The sequence below is a fragment of the Falsochrobactrum tianjinense genome (assembly GCF_019100495.1).
GTDB lineage: Bacteria > Pseudomonadota > Alphaproteobacteria > Rhizobiales > Rhizobiaceae > Brucella > Brucella tianjinense.
The window spans coordinates 879,233-899,100 of sequence record NZ_JAHRVA010000001.1; the positions used below are offsets into that span (position 1 = coordinate 879,233).

A 19,868-nucleotide genomic window follows, 5' to 3' on the forward strand; every position below is an offset into this window, starting at 1 on the left:
ATGCTTGCTCATATCCCTGTCGCTAGGAAATCATCGTGGCTGTTGTGCCTCTCGTCTTCGATCCCAAATCGGCTTATCGCGCACCCTGCGGGGTGTGTGCCGAGTGCGATGTCCGCCAGATGGCGGTCTGCGCTGCGCTCGATGACCGGGATCTTGGCGCGCTCGAAGCCATCATGAGTTCCAAGCAACTTGATGCCAACGAATTGCTGGTGGAGGAGGGCGAGCCGAAGCGCCGCGTCTTCAGTCTCACTTCAGGCATGTTGCGGATATATACACTGCTGCCCGACGGACGCCGCCAGATAGCAGGCTTTCTGGTTCCGGGCGATTATCTCGGCCTTGCCGATGATGATGTCTATTCGCAATCCGCCGAAGCGGTGGTGCCTTCCGCTCTTTGTGCTTTTTCGGCCAGGGAAATGGACGAATTGATGGAAAGCTTCCCCCGGCTTAAAGAGCGGCTGTATCAGATGACCCGCGATGCACTGCGTACCGCGCGCGACAATCAGCTTGTACTGGGCCGTCTTGCGCCGGTGGAAAAGCTCGCAAGCTTTCTACTGGTTCTGGCCGCGCGCACAGAACAACATGGCGGCAAGGCCGATCTGGTGCATCTGTTGATGAACCGCACCGATATCGCCGATTATCTCGGTCTGACCATCGAAACGGTGAGCCGCAGCTTCACCAAGCTCAAGACACAGGGCCTCATTCAGTTGCTGGATGCCAATACGGTCGAAATCCTTTCGCGCCGCTCGCTGACAGTCGTTGCTGGCATGGACCCCGATGCGGCCTGACCCCCATTATTAAACTGCCGGATTGCAAGTTTTAATTGCGTTGATTTAAATCAATGCAATTCCCTTTGGCGCCGCCTAAACCTGACCGTGGAAATTGACCTGGCCCGCTGCATAATTCCTGAAGCGGAATTGCTGGCCTACTTCAATGAGGTGGATAGGTGTCGTCGTGGCAGGCAATCGAACATCGTCTGAATGCGGGGTGGACGTGCCATGCATGAAGCTGCGATAAGGCGTTATGCGGCGCTGACCGTGCCGCGCTATACTTCGTTTCCGACGGCGGCGGATTTTGTATCCGTCACTTCCGACACGACGCGCTGCTGGCTGCGCCGGATCGGTCCCGAAGAAGCCGTCTCGCTTTATATTCATGTGCCGTATTGTAAGCAGATCTGCCACTATTGCGGCTGTCATACCAAGATGGCGGTCCGCGAGGACGTGGTGGAGAATTTCGTTACCGCGCTTCTCAGCGAGATCGAAACAGTAAGTAGCAATCTGACCGTCAGACCGCAGATCATGCATCTGCATTGGGGCGGCGGCACGCCCTCCATTCTAACGGCTCTCCAGTTTCATCGCATTCTTGCCGCGTTGCGTCTGGCATTCGACTTTCATCCTGAAATGGAACATGCCATCGAACTTGACCCGCGCACGGTCACATCGGTTCTGGCACGGACGTTGGCGCTCATGGGAGTCAATCGCGCAAGCCTTGGCGTTCAGGATATCGATGCCGATGTGCAGAAGGCCATTGGCCGCATTCAGCCAATAGAAATCGTTATTCGAGCAACTTCTTTCTTGCGCGAGGCCGGTATAGATAGGCTGAACTTTGACCTGATCTACGGCCTGCCGCACCAGAGCGTCGAAACGCTGCGTGAAACATGCGAGCGGGTTGCGTCGCTCAAACCCGACCGGGTGGCTTGCTTCGGCTATGCGCATCTGCCGCAGCGCCGCGCCAATCAGCGACTGATCGATGCCAGCATGTTGCCGGACGCGGAAGCGCGCTTCGCGCAGGCGGGGACTGTCGCGGAAAATTTTACGCGTTTCGGTTATCAACCAGTGGGGATTGATCATTTTGCACTACCCCACGATGAGCTGGCCATAGCCGCCGCGAACGGGACGCTGCATCGCAATTTTCAGGGTTATACGACTGATGGCTGCCAGACGCTGATCGGTTTTGGCCCATCGTCAATCTCGCAGTATCCGGGCGGCTATGCGCAGAATATTTCCGATGTCGGCCAATATAGCCGCCGCGTGGATACGGGGGAGATGGCGACTGTTCGCGGCTATTCCATGCGAGAGAGCGACAGGGTTCGCGCGGGGATCATAACCGCGCTCATGTGCAATTTCCGGGTCGATCTCAATGATATCGCGCCGGATATGGAATTCGCCGACGAACTGGCTCTACTGCGCCCGCTGGTGACGGACGGGCTGGTCGAGGTGCGTGATGGCGTTATCAGCGCCACGGAGGATGGCAAGCCGCTTATCCGTCTCGTGGCTGCTGCATTTGATGAATTCCGCAGGGAGAACATGCAAAGCTTCAGCTTCGCCGTGTGAGCTTGCGACAAGACAAAGAAATAGAGCGTGCTGCGCTCTATTAAAATATTGCCACTGCACCGGGCCGTCGAAAGGTCGGTGGCAACCCGGAGCACCGTTCATTGGGGGATGAGCGGTGCTCCACTTTTTTCAGGCTTTGTGAAGCTTTTCGAGCTTGGGCAGGAATATGGTCAGCAACCCGAGCAGCGGCAGGTAGGAACAGATCTGGTAGACGAATTCGATGCTGGTGTGGTCGGCGACGATACCGAGCACCGCAGCTGCAATCCCGGCTATGCCGAAGGCCAGCCCGAAGAACAATCCCGAGACCATGCCGATGCGTCCGGGCAGCAACTCCTGCGCGAATACGATGATTGCCGGAAAGGCGGAGGCGAGTACAAAGCCGATGATGATGGTGAGAACCGCTGTCACTTCCAGATTTGCGTAAGGAAGCGCCAGCGTGAAGGGAAGAATGCCGAGGATCGACACCCAGATGACTTTGCGTGTGCCGATCTTGTCGCCGATAGGACCGCCGATGATGGTTCCCGCCGCAACCGCGCCCAGAAACAGGAAAAGCAGCAGTTGCGAGGCCTGCACGGTGACGCCGAAATGGCTGATCGTATAGAATGTATAATAGCTCGTCAGGCTAGCCATATAGACATATTTGCTGAAAATGAGCATGGCTAGCACGGAAATGGAAGCGATCACCTTGTTGCGCGGCAGCGGTAATGTCCTGTCTGGCCGGGGCCGATTCGCATTGGCGAGGCGATAGCTGTTATACCAGTTGCCCACACGCCAGAGCAGGAACATGCCCATCAGGGCCGCGAGTGAAAACCATGATACGCTGACCTGGCCGAAGGGCAGCACGATGAAAGCGGCGAGAAGCGGCCCCACCGATGAGCCGAAATTGCCGCCCACCTGAAACAGCGATTGCGCGAAACCATGCCGTCCGCCTGAGGCGAGGCGCGCCACCCGCGCAGCTTCCGGGTGAAACACGGACGATCCGAAACCGATGCAGGCAGCGCCCAGCAGGAGGAACGTATAATGATGTGCCGTCGCCAGCAGAATAAGACCAATCAGCGTGCTGCCCATACCAAAGGTCAGCGAATAGGGCAGTGGCCTGCGATCAGTATAAATGCCTACCAGGGGCTGTAGGATCGAAGCTGTCATCTGGAAGGTGAAGGTGAGAAGCCCGATCTGCCAGAAAGTCAGGTTGTAATTCTCTTTGAGCATCGGGTAGATAGCTGGCAGCAACGACTGCATCATGTCGTTGAGAAAATGGCCCATGCTCGTGGCCAGGATAATGGTGAGAACCGTATTGTTCGCACCGCTGTTCGAAGGCTGCTCGGCAGCGCTCATGCTCATTGCTTTCTCCGGGGACCGCTCGTTGCGCATTGATGTCGCGCGCAATGGAAAAATTGCGAATAATGCTTATCCTCATTGCTCCTACAGGGAAAGTGGAAACACTCCAATGCAATAATAACAATTGTTTCCGCACGCAGGGACCAGTATGAGAAGTTTATGTTGTTTCGCCGTCGAAATCCGCTGACCAGAAAAGAGCGCCTCAGGCTGCTCGTATGGCCACGCCGGTCTTTCTCCCGTTCATTGAAATATGGCGGCAAGAGAGTGCTGCGCATCGCTGCCTCGCCCCATGCGGTAGCGGCGGGACTTGCTGTCGGCGTTTTCTCGGCTTTCACGCCGTTTTTCGGTTTCCATCTGATTATCGCAATCGTGTTGGCCTACTTTCTGGCAGGTAATATCGCCGCTGCCGCCCTTGGCACCACACTTGCCAATCCGCTGACGCTTCCCTTCATCTGGGGCAGTACCTATGAGCTTGGCCGACTAGTCATCGGAGGGTCGCTCGGCGACGCGCCGCCCTTGCATCTAGGACGTGCGCTGGAAACCATGCGTTTCGATGAAATCTGGGCGCCGCTCCTCAAGCCGATGCTGTTCGGATCGACGATTCTCGGCGCGGTTTTCGCCGTGCTGGTTTATTTCGTGACGCGGCTTGCCGTATCTGCATTCCGCCGTCGCAGGCTTGAACGTCTCGCGATCAAACATTACCGGCATCGCAGGCAGGAACTGCGAAACACATGATAATTGGCATTGGCAGCGATCTGATTGATATACGGCGTGTTGAAAAGACGTTGGAAAAACACGGCGATCGTTTTCGGCAGCGCGTTTTTACCCCGATTGAGCAGGCAAAGTCCGAAGGGCGCAAGCAGCGCGCCGCATCCTATGCCAAGCGTTTCGCGGCCAAGGAAGCTTGTGCCAAGGCGCTTGGGACCGGCATTTCGCACGGCGTTTTCTGGCGTGACATGGGCGTCGTGAACCTGCCATCGGGCAAGCCGACCATGAAGCTTAGCGGCGGGGCGGCGGAGCAGTTGAAAAAACTTCTGCCGGAAGGCATGCGTGCTGCCATACATCTGACAATTACCGATGATTTTCCTCTCGCACAGGCTTTCGTGATTATCGAAGCCCTCAATGCGAGCGAATGATTGCAATCAGATTGCTTCGGGCAATCTTAGCCGTTATTAGATCGCACAACGGCAAGCGGAGATACAATGAACGTGTCCAGCAAAAGTGAAAGCAAAAAATCCGGCGGCCTTGGCGAAACCGTCAGCGTTATCGTGCAAGCGCTGCTGCTGGCGCTGATTATTCGCAGCCTTCTTTTCCAGCCCTTCAGCATTCCGTCCGGCTCGATGCGCCCGACGCTGCTGGAAGGCGACTATCTGTTCGTGTCCAAATATGCCTATGGCTATTCACGTTATTCGCTGCCTTTCGGCCTTGATCTGTTCTCAGGCCGGATCTGGAGCGCCGAACCCAAGCGCGGCGATGTGGTGGTGTTCAAACTGCCCAGCGACACATCGATCGATTACATCAAGCGTGTGATCGGCCTGCCGGGCGACCGTGTGCAGATGCGCGGCGGCATGCTCTATATCAACGATCAGCCGGTCAAGCGCGAGCGGGTCGGGACCATCGACAATCCTGATGTTACAGAGGTTAATCGGCCCGTCGAGGTCTATCGCGAAACGCTTCCCAATGGCGTGACCTATGATACGCTGGATCTTGCGCCCAATTCCATCGGCGACGATACGCGCGTTTTTGAAGTTCCTGCCGGTCATTATTTCATGATGGGCGACAACCGCGACAACTCGCTCGATAGCCGTTTTGGCGTCGGCTATGTGCCGTTTGAAAATCTGGTCGGTCGCTCGAATATTATTTTCTTCTCCATTGCGGACAAGGCAAGCCCGCTGGAAATCTGGAAATGGCCCACCGATGTTCGCTTCAGCCGCCTTTTATCATGGGTCAGCGGCGAGCCGCATACCGCAGTTACCGGAAACTGATATGGTTTCCGCGCAGAAGGCCGCAATTGCTCTGGAAGAGCGCACAGGCTACCGTTTTCTCGATCTAAAACGGCTGGAACGTGCGCTTACCCATTCGAGCGTTCAGACACCTTCGCGCGCCAATTACGAGCGGCTGGAGTTTCTGGGTGATCGTGTCTTGGGCCTCGCCGTCGCCGAGATGCTTTTCAACGCATTCCCCGATGCGCCTGAAGGCGAATTGTCTGTGCGCCTGAATGCGTTGGTCAATGCCGAAACCTGTGCGGCTGTTGCCGATGAAATCGGGCTTGCCGATCTCATCCATACCGGTTCGGACATAAAATCGCTCAATGACAAGCGTCTCCTGAATGTGCGGGCCGATGTGGTGGAAGCTCTGATTGCAACCATTTATATCGAAGGCGGGCTTGAGGCTGCCCGTGTTTTCGTCATGCGCTATTGGCAAAAGCGCTCGCTTGAAACGGGCGCAGCGCGGCGCGATGCGAAGACGGAATTGCAGGAATGGGCGCATCAGCAGGACAATGTGCATCCGATTTACGCTATTGTAAGCCGCAGCGGGCCGGATCACGATCCGCTATTTGTCGTGGAAGTGACCGTAAAGGGGTTCGACCCCGAAACAGGCGAGGGGCGGTCCAAGCGTATAGCCGAGCAAAGTGCTGCGGAGGCAATGCTCTATCGGCAGGGCATATGGAAACGAGACGGTTCCGCTTGATGCGGAACGGCGCTTTCTGGCTTATTCAGAAAACAAATAGAGCGTTGCATAATCGCGAAGCGAAACGCTCACCCAAAGGATGGACAATGAACGATCCGACGACGCCGATAGATGGCGAAACTGAAACCGGGGCGACCCGTTCCGGCTTTGTGGCGCTGATTGGAGCGCCGAATGCCGGAAAATCCACGCTGGTCAATCAGCTTGTGGGCACCAAGGTTTCAATCGTCACGCATAAGGTGCAGACGACGCGCGCATTGGTGCGCGGTATTTTCATCGAGGACAATGCGCAGATCGTGCTTGTTGATACACCCGGTATTTTCCGGCCCAAGCGCAGGCTCGACCGTGCTATGGTCACGACAGCCTGGGGCGGAGCGAAGGATGCCGATATTATTCTGGTGATCCTTGATGCGCAGGGCGGATTGAACGAGAATGCCCAGGCGCTTCTCGAAAGCATGGCCAATGTGCGTCAGACGAAAATATTGTTGCTCAACAAGGTCGACCGCGTTGATCCGCCTAAATTGCTTGAACTTGCCCAGAAGGGCAATGAAATAGCAACTTTCGACCGCACGTTCATGATTTCCGCGCTCAACGGGTCAGGCTGCAAGGATTTGGCGAAATATCTTGCGCAAAGCGTGCCTGAGGGTCCGTGGTATTATCCAGAAGACCAGATTTCCGATATGCCGATGCGCCAGCTTGCCGCCGAAATCACCCGCGAAAAGCTCTATTTGCGCCTGCATGAAGAACTGCCTTATTCGTCCACCGTTGAAACCGAGCGATGGGAAGAGCGCAAGGATGGCTCGGTGCGTATCGAACAAGTGATATATGTCGAGCGCGAAAGCCAGAAAAAGATCGTTCTTGGCCACAAGGGCGAGACGATCAAGGCAATCGGGCAGTCCGCACGCAAGGAGATCGGCGAAATTCTGGAGCAGAATGTGCATCTGTTTTTGTTCGTGAAGGTGCGCGAAAATTGGGGTAACGATCCCGAGCGCTACCGCGAAATGGGACTTGATTTCCCGAAATAAGCGGCAATGCTTGGCATTGGATGCCGGTCGCGTTTGGGCGCAAGCCGGTTTCCGCTTGCTGGAAATATTCTATGGAATGGCGTGACGAAGGCATAATTCTCGGCACACGGCGTCATGGTGAAACGAGCGCCATCGTCGAGGTGATGACGCGCGAACATGGCCGTCATATGGGTATGGCGCGCGGCGGGCGTTCCCGCCGCATGCAGCCTCTGCTTCAGCCGGGAAACCATGTCGATTTGACATGGTGGGCGCGTCTGGATGAACATCTGGGCAGTTTCACTATCGAACCGCTGGGCTTTGCCGCCGCGCGCCTGATAGAAACGCCGGTCGCGCTTTACGGTATCCAGCTTGCGGCATCGCATTTGCGGCTTCTGCCCGAACGCGATCCGCAAAGAGCGCTCTATGAAACCCTCCATCTCATCCTCGAACATTTCGACGACCCGCTGGCGGCGGGCGAATTGCTCTTGCGCTTTGAAGTGATGATGCTTGAAGAACTGGGCTTCGGCCTTGACCTCAAGGAATGCGCCGCCACTGGTACACGCGAGAATCTGATCTATGTTTCCCCTAGGTCAGGGCGCGCGGTTTGCGCCGATGCAGGCGCGCCATGGGCCGACAAGCTTCTGCCACTGCCTGCTTTCGTCAATAGCACTGCCGTGCGTGCTTCCTGCTATGACGATCTCGACCGCGCTTTCACTATGACCGGTTTCTTCTTCACGCGCCATGTCTGGGAGCCGCGCGCGCAGACGCCACCGGATGCACGCAGTGGATTTCTCAATGCAGTGGCGCGCACTATTACCATGGCTTAAACAGGCAAGCTGAAGACCTCGCCTTCAAAGGCATCCGCTCCACGTCCGATTTCCTGTATGGCCGCAATCATGCGGCCCTGGCGCTCAAGTATCCCGTCCGCCAATTCTATCAACCGCATATTGGGTGTTGCGGAAGGTGAAAGCCTGCGGAGCATTTTTGCAAATTCTACCTCATCCCCAGACGGGTTTAAGGCCAGCGCCACGATATAGGCGCTGGCCGTAGAGCGCGATATGCCCGCATAGCAATGGATTAGGAGCGGCTGCGCGCGATCCCAGTCTTCCGCGAAGTCGAGCAATTGTTCGACATGGGTTCGATTGGGCAGCACCAAGCCGTCGCGCGGCTCGATAATATCATTGAAGATCAGGCTGAGCCGATGGGTGGCAAGGGGTAGGGAAGGCATACCGGCACTGGTGAGTGTTACGATATGGCTGGGCCGGTGCTGTTCGATCTGGGCGGCCAGTTGCGAGAGCGGACTGACGACGATATGCGGCATGATGAGAGCATTTCCAGCAAAAGTGTGAAATGGTTTTGTATCAGGACAATGCGACAAACAAACATTTAGAGCGGCGGGTCCCGCTCTAACCTTTGCGCGCTTTTTCCAGTTCGCAGAAGCAGGTCAGAAACTCTTCCTGTACTTCTTGCGTTGGGCGCGGCGTAAGCGAAAGCCCTTCGGGATCGAATCCGCGCGGACGACCAAAATATTTGACGGCTTCGCTTTCTGTGAAGCCCGCAAGCCGTGTGGCTTCAAAATAAGCCGCGACCTGATCGGCGCGTTTGATCTGTTTTCTGAGGGCTGCGGGAATGATCGGGGGAAGCGAGAAGCGCAAGTGAATGGCGTTTTCCAGTCGTGCTTCGATCAGCTTGTAATTGCCGCCCATCACCGCTTTGAAGGGCGAAATCATATCGCCGATCACATATTCGGGCGCATCGTGGAGCAATGCCAGCATCTGCCATTCTTTGCTGGCGTCGGGAACGAGCCGATTGAAAATCTGTCCGACCAGCAGCGAGTGCTGTGCCACCGAATAGGCATGTTCACCGACCGTCTGCCCGTTCCAGCGCGCCACGCGCGCAAGCCCATGCGCGATATCCTCGATCTCAATATCAAGCGGTGAGGGGTCGAGCAGATCCAGCCTACGCCCTGAAAGCATACGCTGCCATGCGCGTTCTTTTCCCGATGAGCGGTCCACGGCTGCCATCAGGCATCCCCCGTTTCCGGTTCCGACAAACCGAAACGCACATGTGGCGGCAGGGTCAGCGTGATGATCGTGTCATCGGCCATGATCGGCGTGCCGGAATCAATTGCATCCTTTACGCGGTCGATGCGCACAAGAGCCAGGCCGAGGTCGCCCGCCGAACTGCCGAGCGTTCCGATTTCGCGCTCGCTTACCTTGACCGGCGTGCCCATCGGGGGCAGGGAGGCTTCCGTTCTTGCTACCAGAACGCGGCGACGCGCCGTGCCGCGATGCTGCATGCGTGAGACTACTTCCTGCCCAACGAAACAGCCTTTCGGAAATGTCACGCCGCCGGTCTGGTCGAAATTCACATCATGCGGGAAAGCATCGCCATAGGCAAAATCGGCTTCGCCTTCGGCAATGCCATGTTCGGCGCGAAGCCGAACCCAGGCACTTTCATCATTCGTACCGTCAGCGGGGCCATAGATGCGCAGCACATTCAACCCTTGCGGAAAGCGTGAATCGCGCTTGATCACATCATCGTTTGAAGGAGTAGAATCATTTTGCCAGCAAACGCTCACAAGCGATTCTGGCAATTGGGCAATTTCTGCTTTGGCGCGCAGGCGATAGAATATCATTCGCTTGATAAAATCACTCGCAATGCTTGCCGGCATATCGAAGCGCAGGCCATTTTCGATGCGCGATACGAGAAAGTCGAACAGGATTTTTCCTTGCGGCGAAAGAAGCGCGCCGGGCTTCAATTCGTCCGTCCCCAGCTTGTCGAGGTTGGTGGTGATCACGGCTTGCAGAAATTTCTCTGCCTCTTCGCCCGTGATACGAACCAGCGCTCTGTTGGAAAGATTTACCATTCCGGATACCATCGTCATTGCTTCTTCCTTGCCTTTGCCGCCATCGTTACGTAAGCCCCATCGAAGAGGCTCGCAAGTCCCATCAAGTCAGCAGGAGACAACAATGGCTGAAACGTTCGATACGATCCTGAAAGGTGCAACCATCGTCAATCACGACGGCACAGGTCAGCGCGACATCGGTATTCGTAACGGACGGATAGAGGCGATTGGCTCTCTTGGGACAAATTCCGCGGGTGAGGCCATCGACTGTACGGGGTTGCATGTCCTTCCCGGCGTGGTCGACAGTCAGGTTCATTTTCGCGAGCCGGGACTGGAGCATAAGGAAGATCTCGAAACGGGTTCTCTTGCTGCTGTCCTTGGTGGCGTGACGGCTGTCTTTGAAATGCCCAACACCAAGCCGCTGACAACTTCAGCCGAGACGCTTGAAGACAAGATCCGGCGCGGTCGTCATCGCATGCATTGCGATTTCGCATTCTGGGTCGGTGGAACGCGTGATAACGCGAAAGATGTGGCGGAACTCGAACGCCTGCCGGGTGCAGCGGGCATCAAGGTTTTCATGGGCTCATCGACCGGCGATCTTCTGGTTGAGGATGACGACGGCGTTCGCTCCATTCTCGAAAATACTCGCCGCCGCGCCGCATTCCATTCAGAAGACGAATTCCGCCTGAAAGAGCGTGAAGGCCTTCGCGTTGAGGGCGACCCGTCCAGCCATCCGGTATGGCGCGATGAGGTGGCGGCACTCCAATGCACTCAGCGTCTGGTGCGCATTGCGCGCGAAACCGGCGCGCGCATTCATGTGCTGCATATTTCGACTGCGGAAGAGATCGATTTCTTGCACGCGCACAAGGATGTGGCGACCTGCGAAGCCACGCCGCATCATCTGACGCTTTCGGCGGATGATTACGCGACGCTCGGCAATCTGATCCAGATGAACCCGCCCGTGCGCGACAAGCGCCATCGCGACGGCGTCTGGAAAGGCATTGATCAGGGCATTGTTGATGTTTTGGGTTCAGATCATGCGCCGCATACGCTGGAAGAAAAGCAGAAGTCCTATCCCGCTTCGCCATCCGGCATGACGGGTGTGCAGACGCTGGTGCCGATCATGCTTGACCATGTAAATACCGGAAAGCTGTCGCTCGAACGCTTCGTCGATCTTTCCAGCCACGGCCCCAACCGTATTTTCGGCATGGCACGCAAAGGCCGCATTGCTGTCGGCTATGATGCCGATCTGACGATCGTCGATATGAAGCGCCGCGAAACCATCACCCACGAACAGGCAGGCTCAAAAGCAGGCTGGACGCCTTACCATGGAAAGAGTGTCACCGGCTGGCCGGTCGGCACTTTCGTGCGTGGCATCAAGGTGATGTGGGAAGCGGAGATCGTCAATCCGAACAAGGGCGAGCCGGTCGAATTTCTGGAAGCTTTGCCGCGTCGTTAATTCAATGGAGCGTATCCTATTGGAGGATACGCTCCGGCAGCAGGGTTCCGGCAATGATCTGTTCGCGCATTTTTTCAATCAGCTCGAGCGCGCAATCCTCGCCTGCTTCACGCATGAGTTCGGTCAGCGCAGTGGTGAAAGCAGCTTCGGCCAGTATTTCAGGCTCGATACCTTCGGAGATACCATCAGCCCAGGCTTCGTTCTGATATTCGATCGCGACCAGCTTCTTTTCATGGGCAATCATTTCGTCCAGATCGGCTGGCATATATTCCATAGGCTTCATCCTGGCTTGCGCCTTTCTACTGCATGGGCGGGTTTCTCACCGTCATCGGGAGTGAAAATGCTTTGCAGCCTGACTGTCATTTTTAAGACAGTATTAACAGATCACTGCGGATTTGGATGGCGCAATTTACGTCAATCCGCATAAGAGTTATGAATTGGTTAATTGCCATAGCGCGAGATGATCTCGTTCGACAAGCTTTCTCCCTCCTTCGTATAGCGGTCAATCGCCGCAAGGGCAGAAGGCGTGCAGCGCACATAATTATCGCTGAAAACACGATATCCATAGTTGAAACTCGATATAAGCCGCATTCTTTCCGCCTCTGGCGGATTTTCGGCGGCAATGATCGCATCCATCCGGTCGCGCCATTCGCTGCCGGTTTCTCCGCAAAGATTGCGCAGATAATGCAGCGAACCGAGGATTTCGGCGACCCTCAGCAGCTTCCCCTCATAGGGTGCATCCTGCGCGGATAGGGCCGGGGATGCCGCACCCAGCCATAATCCAACCGTCAGCAGTGAAAGCCAGTTGCCTTTCAAGTGTAACCCTCTCGCTCGCCGGCTTTGTTGCGTGAAATAGGGGCTGCTTCAAGGCAGCTTTCGCAACAGGATTAATATATAAGCCCATCTTCACGTTCCGCCACCGAACGCGCCACGTCCAGCGTGCTTTCGGTCACATTCGCCGTGGCCATTTCTTCCACCGTCAGCCAGTGAATGGAAACCGCGTCGTCGCCTGCCTGTTCACGGCCTGAAAGATCGAAGGCACGATAGACGGACAGATAATAGCTCTTTTCATAAGCCTGGCCTTCCAGCGCCAGATCGACCGTAATCACATGGGCAAGCGAACCGGCATCCAGTGCTGTTTCTTCCTTCAACTCACGAAGGGCCGCTTCCTGTGCGGTTTCTCCCGCCTCGACGCTGCCGCCGGGAAAGGCAAGCCAGCCTTTCCAGGGCTCCTTGCCGCGGCGGACGAGCAGGAAGCGCCGGTCGCGGCGGCAGATCAGGGAGACGCCGTGAATTTGCGGCGGAACGGGAAAAAGCGGAACTGTAGTCATGCATCAGCTATGATGGCCCCGCGCGGATTTGGCAATACAGCCGTGGCTTGACCCATGAGGGAAAAGCCTGAACATAGGCGCCATGTGTGGACGTTTTTCTTTAACTGCAAGCCGGGAAGAGGTTGAAGCCTTGCTCGGTGCAATGATTACGGAGGATTTTCCTCCACGTTACAACATTGCGCCAACCCAACCGATACTCTCCATTCTGGCGGGTGAAACGCCGCCGCCCGGAAGCAACCGGCCTGACAGGGCGGGAATGCTGGTCCGTTGGGGTTTTGTGCCGTCATGGGTGAAGAACCCCAATGACTGGCCTCTGATGTTTAATATCCGCTCGGAAACCGCCGCGGAAAAGAATTCATTCCGCGCGGCCCTCAACCATCGTCGTGCACTGATACCTGCTTCCGGCTTTTATGAATGGCGGCGCGAGGGCAAGAACAGATCGCAGCCCTATTGGATCAGGCCGCGCAACGGCGGCATTGTGGCTTTTGGTGCATTGGTTGAAACATGGAGCAGCGCCGACGGATCGCAGATTGACACGGCGGGTCTGCTGACAACAAGTGCCAATGCACTGCTGCGCCCGATCCACGAGCGCATGCCGGTCGTGGTGCAGCCGGAAGATTTTGCCCGCTGGCTCGATTGCAAAAACTTTCTGCCCAGGGAAGTGGCCGATATCATGCGGCCCGTTCAGGATGATTTCTTCGAGGTCATTCCGGTGTCCGACAAGGTCAACAAGGTGGCCAATACATCGCCGGATTTGCAGACCCGCGTGGAAGAAGGCTTGACGGCGGAAGCGCCTCAGCCAAAAAGAAAGAAAAGGTCGGAACCGGAGGCGGATTCGGGCGGCCAGCTTTCCATGTTCTGATTTCAGCTTTTATTTTTTGGGGAATTTCTGTGTACTCAGCCGCTCTTTCCGGGTTTCTTCTTGGCGCGTCGCTTATCATCGCCATCGGCGCGCAAAATGCGTTCATCCTGCGTCAGGGGCTGTTGCGCCAGCATGTTTTTATTCTGTGTCTGATTTGCGCGCTGTCCGACGCCCTGCTCATAGTGGCCGGTGTTGCGGGGCTTGGAACGCTGATCGCGCAATCGCCCAGGCTCATTTCTTTCGTCACTCTGGCGGGTGCGGCTTTTCTGTTCTGGTATGCGTCGGTGGCCTTTCGCCGCGCATTCCATCCGGAAGCCATGCAGGTCAGATCGAACGGTAGTGTGAGCTTGAAAGCAGCGGTTGCAACCTGTCTGGCGCTGACTTTCCTTAATCCCCATGTCTATCTCGACACGGTGGTATTGCTTGGCAGCCTGTCAGCCCGCTTCGAGGGTTTTGCCCGCGCTGTCTATGCCGCAGGCGCGGTAACTGCATCATTCGTGTGGTTTTTCTTGCTTGGCTATGGCGCGCGGCTATTACAGCCCGTCTTCGCCAGGCCTGCCGCCTGGCGCGTGCTCGATTGCATCATCGGCGTGGTGATGGCGCTGATCGGCATCAGCCTTTTAGTGCGTTTTTTTAATCGAATCTTTTAATCGCCAGGATCGAGCGGCGATGATTGTCGTTGCGCGCTTTGCCCTTGCGATCTGTCTTGTTCAGCAGGGCGGCAACCAGAACGGCGGGTCCGATTTCGCGATATTGGCTGATCAGTTGATCTTGTCGCGGTTGCGGTTGATTTTTAGGCATTGGTCCATCCTCATCCAAAATGTACCTCACTATTTTGTGATGGATTGAGACGGAATGAAGGCTGATTGAGGCCGGTTTTACGGTATTCCGGTTAACGCTCTTCAAGATCTGGAAGGGTTGTAAAAATGCCACAGAAAAATCGGGGTAAATCCACCATTGCGAACGGGCTCTTCTAAAAGTCCTTGACGTGAGCGGTTGGGGTGGGGATAAGTGGCCGCATGAAAATGCCGACCGCAATCATTTGTACTGGTTCGATTATTATAGGCTAGCAGCTTGCTGGCCCGGCCGTTTTCGTCTCCCCTCGCATAAACAGGATGATAACGCCCCGGCCAGTCGGCTGTGGTTTTTCGTACCCGTATTTTCAGGCCTTTTGGGGAATTAGAATGGCTGATGCGCCGCAACTCCGTCTCTACAATACGCTGACCCGCACCAAGGAGGATTTCGCACCCCTCGATGCGAATAATGTGCGCATGTATGTCTGCGGCCCGACTGTTTATGACCATGCCCATATCGGCAATGCGCGGCCGGTGATCGTATTTGACGTGTTGTTTCGCCTGCTGCGCCATGTCTATGGCGCGGAGCACGTCGTTTACGCCCGTAACATTACTGACGTCGACGACAAGATCAATGCGCGTGCGGCTCGCGATTATCCGGACTTGCCGTTCAACGAGGCGATCCGCAAAGTCACTGAAAGCACCAATGCGCAGTTTCAAGCCGATGCGAGTGCGCTCGGCAATTTGCACCCGACCGTGCAGCCGCGCGCAACCGAACATATGGATGAAATGCGCGCGCTCATCGACCGGCTCGTGCAGCGCGGCGTCGCCTATGTCGCGGAAGATCATGTGCTGTTTTCCCCATCGACAATGAATACGCGCAAGGGGCCGCGTTATGGTGCGCTTGCGCGCCGTTCGCTCGATGAAATGTTAGCAGGTGCACGCGTAGATGTGGCGTCTTACAAGCGCGACGAAATGGACTTTGTGCTGTGGAAACCGTCGAAGAAAGATGAGCCGGGCTGGCCGTCCCCGGCGGGAATTCAGACGTTAGGCCGCCCCGGCTGGCATATCGAGTGCTCGGCCATGTCGATGGCGAAGCTCCTGGAGCCATTTGGCGGCGGTCTGAAATGCGACGATCCGGAAAAGAACCAGTTCGACATTCATGGCGGCGGTATTGATCTGGTCTTTCCACATCATGAAAACGAGATCGCCCAGTCCTGCTGTGCCCTTGATACAGAGCGGATGGCCCGTGTCTGGATGCATAATGGTTTTCTGCAAGTCGAAGGGCAGAAGATGTCGAAGTCTCTCGGCAATTTCATCACCATTCGCGACGTACTCGATAAGGGCCTGCCGCAGCTTGACGATTGGAACGATAATTCCATCCGTGACCGTTGGGTGGGGCTGGCGGCTCGCCTGTCCATGTTGCAAACCCATTATCGCGAGCCGATCAACTGGACGGGGCAACGTCTGGCGGAATCTGCGGAAGAGTTGCATCGATGGTATGGCCTCCTGCGAGACGAAGGCTTCGCTTCGCCACAGCAGGTTTCTGCGGATCATGAAGCGGTCGCGGCATTGGCGGACGATCTCAATACCTGGGCTGCGATTACCGCGCTACGAAAAGCCTTCAAGACGAAGGACACTGCGGTACTGGGCGAAGGCATGGCGCTTCTGGGCTTGCTCGATCCCTATTTCATGGCGGTCTCCGACCTGCCCATCTTCGCGAAGGTGGCCGTGGACAGAGAGGTGATTGAAGCGCGCATTAGCGAGCGTCTGCATTTCATCGCCGAGAAGAACTGGGCGGAAGCTGACCGCATTCGTGATGAGCTTCTTGGAAAAGGAGTGCAGTTGAAAGACGGCAAGGACCCTGCGACCGGCGAACGCGTCACGACTTGGGATGTGGTAAGCTGATAGCAGCCGACAAGAGGGAAGGATGCCATGACTCTTGATAACAAGCCGCTTTATAGCGGCGGATGCCAATGCGGTGCGGTGCGTTTTCGTATCGAGGGCGCGTTGGGTTCCGCCTCGATCTGCCATTGCCGCATGTGCCAGAAAGCATTCGGCAGCTTTTATGCGCCGCTGGTTTCCATTCGGGAAGCAAAGCTTAAATGGACGCGCAATGAGCCGAAGCGCTTTCAATCCTCTAATCATGTCAGGCGCGGGTTTTGCGCCGAATGCGGCACGCCGCTCACTTACGAAGCGCCGGATGGCGTTGCGCTGGCGATTGGTGCCTTCGACAATCCGGAAGCGATTGGGCCGGTCATTCAATGGGGGGTCGAAAAGAAGCTTCCCTATGTCGACGGTCTCGCAAAATTGCCTGGTTGGGAAACCGAGCGCGATCCAGAGAGCATCGAATTCATAAGAACCATGGTTTCCTACCAGCATCCCGACCACGATACGGACAATTGGCAGAAGCCATAAATACTCAAGCAGACATCCACCGACAGGCAGGCAAAATGACACGCGAGCGCATCTATGTTTATGATACGACTTTAAGGGATGGACAGCAAACACCCGGCGTTGACTTCTCGGTCGAGGACAAGAAAGCGATTGTCGGACTGCTTGAAGAATTGGGCGTCGATTATATCGAGGGTGGCTATCCCGGCGCCAATCCCACCGATACGGCCTTTTTTAGGCAGCGCCGAACAACGCGAGCGAGATTCACGGCCTTCGGCATGACCAAGCGGGCCGGAGTTTCCGCTTCCAATGATCCGGGACTTGTGACCTTGTTGCAGGCGTCGAGCGACGCGATCTGTTTTGTCGCCAAAAGCTGGGATTACCATGTGCGTCTGGCGCTTGGATGCACCAATGAGGAAAATCTCGAATCCATCACCGCTTCCGTTACCGCCGCCCGCATGGCAGGGCGCGAGGCACTGGTCGATTGCGAGCATTTTTTCGATGGTTACAAGGCAAACCCTGATTACGCACTGGCCTGCGTAAAGACCGCCTATGCGGCAGGCGCGCGCTGGGTAGTACTGTGCGACACCAATGGCGGCACGCAGCCTTCCGAAATCGCCAGCATCGTCAAAGCGGTGTGTGCTGTCGTACCGGGCGAAAACCTTGGCATTCATGCCCATAACGATACGGAACAGGCGGTTGCCGTCTCCCTGGCAGCCATTGACGCCGGGGTGCGCCATGTGCAGGGAACGCTGAATGGAATTGGCGAGCGCTGCGGCAACGCCAATCTCGTATCCCTGATCCCCACACTGGCGCTCAAGCCCTATTGGGCGGATCGTTTCGAACTGGGGGTTTCGGCAGAGGGATTGAAGGCGATCACGCGTATTTCGCGCGCTTTCGACGATATTCTTAACCGCGCGCCCGCTGAGCAGACACCTTATGCTGGCGCGTCGGCCTTCGCCACCAAGGCGGGCATTCATGCCTCGGCGCTTCTCAAGGAACCGCAGACTTACGAACATATTCCGCCGGAAACGGTCGGCAATAGCCGCCGTGTCATGGTGTCCGATCAGGGTGGAAAGTCGAACTTCATCGCTGAACTGGAGCGGCGCGGCATTCACGTAGCCAAGAACGATGCTCGCCTTGATGCGCTGATCATGCTGGTCAAGGAGCGTGAAGCGGAAGGTTATGCCTATGAAGGGGCGGATGCGAGTTTCGAGCTTCTGGCGCGCAACATGCTCAGTCCGCAGCCGGAATTCTTCAGGGTGGATTCGTTCCGCTGCCTGGTTGAGCGCCGGTTCGATGTCAATGGCATGCTGAAGACGGTTTCGGAGGCGGTAGTCAAGGTTGAGGTAGATGGCGAGATGCATATGTCGGTTGCGGAAGGTCACGGCCCGGTCAATGCGCTGGATATCGCACTGCGCAAGGATCTTGGTCGCTATCAGGAAGAAATCGAGGATCTTGAACTGGTTGACTTCAAGGTGCGCATTCTCAACGGCGGCACGGCGGCGATTACCCGCGTACTCATCGAATCGGGCGACGCAACCGGCACGCGCTGGCGCACTGTGGGCGTCTCCGACAATATTATCGATGCATCCTTTCAGGCGCTGATGGACTCCATCAATTACAAGCTGATGAAAAACCGGTCTCTGGCCGGGCTTGTGGCGGCGGAATAGTCGCTTCAATCACGCTAATTGATGCTTTGATCAGTTTAATTGAATGGATTTTATCAATCGCTGAGCGCATAGCATACTCAATATGGTATTCGAAGTTTCGGCTTTCCGAGAGCCGGATTCAATGCGGAGATGGAAATGACCGAGCAGACCTTGTCCGGGGCCCGCCTTTCGGACGGGGCGCGGGGCTTTTTGATGGCGCTGGGTGCCTATGGGCTTTGGGGTGCGCTGCCATTCTATCTCAAGGCACTTTCTCACGTACCTGCTATCGAAGTCGTGGCGCATCGCATTGTCTGGTCTGTGCCTGTCGCACTGCTACTTCTGGTGTTGCTGGGACAGTTTAAGGGTATTTTCACAACCCTGCGCCAGCCACGCATGCTGGCTATGGCGGCGCTGACAGCGACGCTCGTCTCGGTCAATTGGACGGTTTACATCTGGGCGGTGGCTCATGATCAGGTTATGGCGACGGCGCTCGGCTATTATATCGGTCCCTTGGTCAACGTGGTTCTGGGCGGCCTTTTTCTTGGAGAACGTTTGAGCAAGACGCAATATATAGCGGTGGGCTTTGCCTTTGCGGCAGTGCTGCTTCTGACATTAGAGGCCGGGGGACTGCCCTGGATATCGATCGTCCTGCCGGTGACGTTCGGGCTTTATGGGTTCTTCCGTAAGTCTCTGCCGATGCCGGCCTTACAGGGCTTCACGCTTGAAGTGCTGATCCTTGGTATTCCCGCGCTCGCCTACATTCTATGGCTGGGCGCGAATGGGCAGGATCATTTCGTCGCCGGTTCGTCATCCGATATTTCGCTACTGTTGCTTGCCGGTCCGCTTACTGCCATTCCGCTCATTCTTTATGCGGGCGGCGCGAAACTGCTGCGTTATACGACGCTGGGGCTGATGCAATATATGACGCCGACGATGCTGTTTCTGTTTGCGATCTTCATTTTTAATGAGCCGTTCTCGACGGCACAGCTTGGTGCATTCGTGCTGATCTGGACGGGGCTTGCGCTTTATACCTGGTCGATGGTTCGGGAGCATCGCCGTAACCGGATACGGGTAGAGAAGTAAATTTCAGAGTGGTTCTGGTTTTGACGGAATCATTGAAACCGCTCTATCTATTTGTTTTTATACATTTCCAGCAAAACCGTTTCAC

The 19,868-nt window shown here is 56.2% G+C and carries 23 protein-coding genes; 15 read left to right on the forward strand and 8 right to left on the reverse strand.

Translation table 11 applies throughout. From position 1 onward, the window contains the following. Nucleotides 1-35 precede the first annotated feature (35 nt). A complete protein-coding gene (locus KUG47_RS04150) occupies nucleotides 36-785 on the forward strand; it encodes a cyclic nucleotide-binding domain-containing protein (RefSeq protein ID WP_422718049.1) in 750 nt (249 codons plus the stop codon). Nucleotides 786-995: 210 nt separating this feature from the next. Then, nucleotides 996-2,330, forward strand: a complete 1,335-nt coding sequence (gene hemN / locus KUG47_RS04155) for an oxygen-independent coproporphyrinogen III oxidase (protein WP_217676658.1) — start codon at nucleotides 996-998, stop codon at nucleotides 2,328-2,330. A gap of 129 nt (nucleotides 2,331-2,459) precedes the next feature. Here the strand turns inward: hemN and KUG47_RS04160 are convergent, their stop codons facing one another. Beyond that, nucleotides 2,460-3,671, reverse strand: a complete 1,212-nt coding sequence (locus KUG47_RS04160; protein WP_217676659.1) for an MFS transporter — start codon at nucleotides 3,669-3,671, stop codon at nucleotides 2,460-2,462. Nucleotides 3,672-3,827: 156 nt separating this feature from the next. On the opposite strand from KUG47_RS04160, the gene bspA reads away from it, so the two are divergent. The 6 genes from bspA (at nucleotide 3,828) to recO (ending at nucleotide 8,187) form a co-directional block, all read left to right on the forward strand. Then, nucleotides 3,828-4,403, forward strand: coding sequence for a type IV secretion system effector BspA (gene bspA, locus KUG47_RS04165; RefSeq protein WP_217676660.1), 576 nt, complete (start codon nucleotides 3,828-3,830; stop codon nucleotides 4,401-4,403). Beyond that, nucleotides 4,400-4,804, forward strand: a complete 405-nt coding sequence (acpS, locus tag KUG47_RS04170; RefSeq protein WP_217676661.1) for a holo-ACP synthase — start codon at nucleotides 4,400-4,402, stop codon at nucleotides 4,802-4,804. Before bspA ends, acpS begins: the two co-directional genes overlap by 4 nt. 66 nt (nucleotides 4,805-4,870) lie before the next feature. Next, on the forward strand, nucleotides 4,871-5,653 hold the full coding sequence (gene lepB, locus KUG47_RS04175; RefSeq protein ID WP_217676662.1) for a signal peptidase I: 783 nt from the start codon (nucleotides 4,871-4,873) through the stop codon (nucleotides 5,651-5,653). 1 nt (nucleotide 5,654) lies between these two features. Continuing rightward, nucleotides 5,655-6,359 carry a ribonuclease III gene (gene rnc / locus KUG47_RS04180; protein WP_217676663.1) on the forward strand — a complete coding sequence of 235 codons (705 nt, stop codon included), beginning with the start codon at nucleotides 5,655-5,657 and terminating at the stop codon, nucleotides 6,357-6,359. 86 nt (nucleotides 6,360-6,445) lie between these two features. Further along, on the forward strand, nucleotides 6,446-7,381 hold the full coding sequence (gene era, locus KUG47_RS04185) for a GTPase Era (protein ID WP_217676664.1): 936 nt from the start codon (nucleotides 6,446-6,448) through the stop codon (nucleotides 7,379-7,381). A 71-nt stretch (nucleotides 7,382-7,452) separates the two neighbouring features. Beyond that, complete coding sequence (gene recO / locus KUG47_RS04190; protein ID WP_217676665.1) at nucleotides 7,453-8,187, forward strand: DNA repair protein RecO; 735 nt, start codon at nucleotides 7,453-7,455, stop codon at nucleotides 8,185-8,187. Here the strand turns inward: recO and KUG47_RS04195 are convergent. The 3 genes from KUG47_RS04195 to ygfZ form a co-directional block, all read right to left on the reverse strand. Next, nucleotides 8,184-8,681 (reverse strand): tyrosine phosphatase family protein, encoded by a 498-nt coding sequence (locus tag KUG47_RS04195; protein ID WP_217676666.1) that lies wholly within the window; start codon nucleotides 8,679-8,681, stop codon nucleotides 8,184-8,186. The genes recO and KUG47_RS04195 overlap by 4 nt on opposite strands. An 85-nt stretch (nucleotides 8,682-8,766) precedes the next feature. Continuing rightward, complete coding sequence (locus KUG47_RS04200; protein WP_217676667.1) at nucleotides 8,767-9,384, reverse strand: YfbR-like 5'-deoxynucleotidase; 618 nt, start codon at nucleotides 9,382-9,384, stop codon at nucleotides 8,767-8,769. Continuing rightward, nucleotides 9,384-10,247 (reverse strand): CAF17-like 4Fe-4S cluster assembly/insertion protein YgfZ, encoded by an 864-nt coding sequence (gene ygfZ / locus KUG47_RS04205; RefSeq protein ID WP_217676668.1) that lies wholly within the window; start codon nucleotides 10,245-10,247, stop codon nucleotides 9,384-9,386. Before ygfZ ends, KUG47_RS04200 begins: the two co-directional genes overlap by 1 nt. Before the next feature lie 85 nt (nucleotides 10,248-10,332). Between ygfZ and KUG47_RS04210 the strand changes: the two genes are divergently transcribed. After that, complete coding sequence (locus KUG47_RS04210; protein ID WP_217676669.1) at nucleotides 10,333-11,667, forward strand: dihydroorotase; 1,335 nt, start codon at nucleotides 10,333-10,335, stop codon at nucleotides 11,665-11,667. Nucleotides 11,668-11,683: 16 nt separating this feature from the next. Here KUG47_RS04210 and KUG47_RS04215 read toward each other — a convergent pair whose 3' ends face one another. The 3 genes from KUG47_RS04215 to KUG47_RS04225 all read right to left on the reverse strand — a co-directional run bounded on the left by KUG47_RS04215 (nucleotide 11,684) and on the right by KUG47_RS04225 (nucleotide 12,998). Further along, the gene (locus tag KUG47_RS04215; RefSeq protein ID WP_217676670.1) at nucleotides 11,684-11,941 is read right to left on the reverse strand and encodes a hypothetical protein; all 258 of its coding nucleotides are present in this window, start codon (nucleotides 11,939-11,941) and stop codon (nucleotides 11,684-11,686) included. A gap of 167 nt (nucleotides 11,942-12,108) precedes the next feature. Further along, the gene (locus KUG47_RS04220; RefSeq protein ID WP_422718050.1) at nucleotides 12,109-12,483 is read right to left on the reverse strand and encodes a TIGR02301 family protein; all 375 of its coding nucleotides are present in this window, start codon (nucleotides 12,481-12,483) and stop codon (nucleotides 12,109-12,111) included. A gap of 71 nt (nucleotides 12,484-12,554) precedes the next feature. Continuing rightward, nucleotides 12,555-12,998 (reverse strand): NUDIX hydrolase, encoded by a 444-nt coding sequence (locus KUG47_RS04225; protein ID WP_217676671.1) that lies wholly within the window; start codon nucleotides 12,996-12,998, stop codon nucleotides 12,555-12,557. A gap of 82 nt (nucleotides 12,999-13,080) precedes the next feature. Between KUG47_RS04225 and KUG47_RS04230 the strand changes: the two genes are divergently transcribed. Together KUG47_RS04230 and KUG47_RS04235 are read left to right on the forward strand one after the other, a co-directional pair. After that, complete coding sequence (locus KUG47_RS04230; RefSeq protein ID WP_217676672.1) at nucleotides 13,081-13,860, forward strand: SOS response-associated peptidase; 780 nt, start codon at nucleotides 13,081-13,083, stop codon at nucleotides 13,858-13,860. A gap of 29 nt (nucleotides 13,861-13,889) precedes the next feature. Beyond that, complete coding sequence (locus KUG47_RS04235) at nucleotides 13,890-14,510, forward strand: LysE/ArgO family amino acid transporter (protein WP_217676673.1); 621 nt, start codon at nucleotides 13,890-13,892, stop codon at nucleotides 14,508-14,510. On the opposite strand, the gene KUG47_RS04240 is transcribed toward KUG47_RS04235, so the two are convergent. After that, nucleotides 14,494-14,661, reverse strand: a complete 168-nt coding sequence (locus KUG47_RS04240; RefSeq protein WP_217676674.1) for a hydrolase — start codon at nucleotides 14,659-14,661, stop codon at nucleotides 14,494-14,496. The two genes, KUG47_RS04235 and KUG47_RS04240, sit on opposite strands and share 17 nt — an antisense overlap. Before the next feature lie 383 nt (nucleotides 14,662-15,044). Between KUG47_RS04240 and cysS the strand changes: the two genes are divergently transcribed. From cysS to rarD, 4 genes are all read left to right on the forward strand, one after another. Beyond that, the gene (gene cysS, locus KUG47_RS04245) at nucleotides 15,045-16,562 is read left to right on the forward strand and encodes a cysteine--tRNA ligase (protein WP_217676675.1); all 1,518 of its coding nucleotides are present in this window, start codon (nucleotides 15,045-15,047) and stop codon (nucleotides 16,560-16,562) included. A 27-nt stretch (nucleotides 16,563-16,589) separates the two neighbouring features. After that, complete coding sequence (locus KUG47_RS04250) at nucleotides 16,590-17,072, forward strand: GFA family protein (protein ID WP_217676676.1); 483 nt, start codon at nucleotides 16,590-16,592, stop codon at nucleotides 17,070-17,072. A gap of 35 nt (nucleotides 17,073-17,107) precedes the next feature. Further along, the gene (gene cimA / locus KUG47_RS04255) at nucleotides 17,108-18,721 is read left to right on the forward strand and encodes a citramalate synthase (protein WP_217676677.1); all 1,614 of its coding nucleotides are present in this window, start codon (nucleotides 17,108-17,110) and stop codon (nucleotides 18,719-18,721) included. A 135-nt stretch (nucleotides 18,722-18,856) separates the two neighbouring features. Next, nucleotides 18,857-19,783, forward strand: a complete 927-nt coding sequence (rarD, locus tag KUG47_RS04260; protein WP_217676678.1) for an EamA family transporter RarD — start codon at nucleotides 18,857-18,859, stop codon at nucleotides 19,781-19,783. Nucleotides 19,784-19,868: the final 85 nt, after the last annotated feature.

What these genes read in the sequence shown, in the direction of transcription:
- hemN (WP_217676658.1), top strand. Translation starts at nt 996, where the DNA reads ATGCATGAAGCTGCGATAAGGCGTTATGCGGCGCTGACCGTGCCGCGC.
- KUG47_RS04160 (WP_217676659.1), bottom strand. Translation starts at nt 3,671, where the DNA reads ATGAGCATGAGCGCTGCCGAGCAGCCTTCGAACAGCGGTGCGAACAAT.
- bspA (WP_217676660.1), top strand. Translation starts at nt 3,828, where the DNA reads ATGTTGTTTCGCCGTCGAAATCCGCTGACCAGAAAAGAGCGCCTCAGG.
- acpS (WP_217676661.1), top strand. Translation starts at nt 4,400, where the DNA reads ATGATAATTGGCATTGGCAGCGATCTGATTGATATACGGCGTGTTGAA.
- lepB (WP_217676662.1), top strand. Translation starts at nt 4,871, where the DNA reads ATGAACGTGTCCAGCAAAAGTGAAAGCAAAAAATCCGGCGGCCTTGGC.
- rnc (WP_217676663.1), top strand. Translation starts at nt 5,655, where the DNA reads ATGGTTTCCGCGCAGAAGGCCGCAATTGCTCTGGAAGAGCGCACAGGC.
- era (WP_217676664.1), top strand. Translation starts at nt 6,446, where the DNA reads ATGAACGATCCGACGACGCCGATAGATGGCGAAACTGAAACCGGGGCG.
- recO (WP_217676665.1), top strand. Translation starts at nt 7,453, where the DNA reads ATGGAATGGCGTGACGAAGGCATAATTCTCGGCACACGGCGTCATGGT.
- KUG47_RS04195 (WP_217676666.1), bottom strand. Translation starts at nt 8,681, where the DNA reads ATGCCGCATATCGTCGTCAGTCCGCTCTCGCAACTGGCCGCCCAGATC.
- KUG47_RS04200 (WP_217676667.1), bottom strand. Translation starts at nt 9,384, where the DNA reads ATGGCAGCCGTGGACCGCTCATCGGGAAAAGAACGCGCATGGCAGCGT.
- ygfZ (WP_217676668.1), bottom strand. Translation starts at nt 10,247, where the DNA reads ATGACGATGGTATCCGGAATGGTAAATCTTTCCAACAGAGCGCTGGTT.
- KUG47_RS04210 (WP_217676669.1), top strand. Translation starts at nt 10,333, where the DNA reads ATGGCTGAAACGTTCGATACGATCCTGAAAGGTGCAACCATCGTCAAT.
- KUG47_RS04215 (WP_217676670.1), bottom strand. Translation starts at nt 11,941, where the DNA reads ATGGAATATATGCCAGCCGATCTGGACGAAATGATTGCCCATGAAAAG.
- KUG47_RS04225 (WP_217676671.1), bottom strand. Translation starts at nt 12,998, where the DNA reads ATGACTACAGTTCCGCTTTTTCCCGTTCCGCCGCAAATTCACGGCGTC.
- KUG47_RS04230 (WP_217676672.1), top strand. Translation starts at nt 13,081, where the DNA reads ATGTGTGGACGTTTTTCTTTAACTGCAAGCCGGGAAGAGGTTGAAGCC.
- KUG47_RS04240 (WP_217676674.1), bottom strand. Translation starts at nt 14,661, where the DNA reads ATGCCTAAAAATCAACCGCAACCGCGACAAGATCAACTGATCAGCCAA.
- cysS (WP_217676675.1), top strand. Translation starts at nt 15,045, where the DNA reads ATGGCTGATGCGCCGCAACTCCGTCTCTACAATACGCTGACCCGCACC.
- KUG47_RS04250 (WP_217676676.1), top strand. Translation starts at nt 16,590, where the DNA reads ATGACTCTTGATAACAAGCCGCTTTATAGCGGCGGATGCCAATGCGGT.
- cimA (WP_217676677.1), top strand. Translation starts at nt 17,108, where the DNA reads ATGACACGCGAGCGCATCTATGTTTATGATACGACTTTAAGGGATGGA.
- rarD (WP_217676678.1), top strand. Translation starts at nt 18,857, where the DNA reads ATGACCGAGCAGACCTTGTCCGGGGCCCGCCTTTCGGACGGGGCGCGG.